Source organism: Jiella pacifica (assembly GCF_010500815.1).
Classification (GTDB): Bacteria; Pseudomonadota; Alphaproteobacteria; order Rhizobiales; family Rhizobiaceae; genus Jiella; species Jiella pacifica.
In genome coordinates this window covers 1-939 of record NZ_JAAAMG010000069.1, presented here as the reverse complement: position 1 = coordinate 939, position 939 = coordinate 1, and the positions used below count along the sequence as shown (strand labels likewise).

1 pseudogene is annotated in these 939 nt (G+C 61.6%); it reads right to left on the bottom strand.

What is annotated here, in order from left to right:
- Positions 1-865 (bottom strand): annotated as a pseudogene (locus GTK09_RS27080) (helix-turn-helix domain-containing protein); the annotation flags it as partial.
- Positions 866-939: the final 74 nt, after the last annotated feature.

Genomic DNA, 939 nt, shown 5'->3' with positions numbered 1-939 from the left:
GTTCGTGATTGAATTCGCTGACGAATTCATCGAAGCGGGCCTGCTGTTGCAGAATGTTCGCGCCGGGCGGTCGCGTCGTTTCCGTCTTCAAGGTCAGATGCATCCGTTCGTGGCGACCGTTCTGTTGGGGATGGCCCGGTTTGATCCGCTCGATCGCGATGCCAAGCCTCAGCCAGAAGACCGACAATCTGGACAGATTGTAGAGCCCGTTTGGCGATGCGAAGGGCAGACCGTTGTCCGAGCGTATGGCCATCGGCAGGCCGCGCTCCTTGAACAGACGGACGAAGGCTTCGAGCACCGGCGCCTCCTTCGTCGATGCAAGCGCTTCGCAGGTCAGGATCGAGCGGGAGGCCTGATCGGTGACCGTCAGGGGGTAACAGTATCGACCGTCCCCGGTCTTGAACTCGCCTTTGAAGTCCGTGCACCAGAGATCGTTGGGCTGGAGCGCTTGCGAGAGCTCGGTGCCGGTGGCGGTGAAGCGCCGCCTTTGACGGGCGCGCTTCACCAGGCCGTGCCGGTCGAGAACCGCATGCACCGTCGACTTGGCCGGGATACGCACGTCGCCGGCGAGCTTCCTGACCAGCACCTCCCGGATCTTCCTGGCACCCCAGTGCGGCTTGTCCCGCTTGGTCTCGACGATCAGCCGCTCGACCGGATCCGGCAGCTGGTTGGCATATCTGACTGGCCGCCGCGAACGATCGGTCAGCGCGTCCGTGCCTTCCTGTTTCTAGCGGTTGAAGATCTTGTAGCCGGTCTTTCGGGAAATCCCGAACTCACGGCAAACATCGCTCATGCCTTCGCCGTCCAAAAGACGGGCCACGAAGCGCAGACGTTCGTCCATGACGGACCTTTCCATCCACGGCATCAACACCTCCCGCAAAGCGAAAAGTGTTACCCATGTCTCCGGTACGAAGTGTCACCTATGTCTCAGGTCGGGCA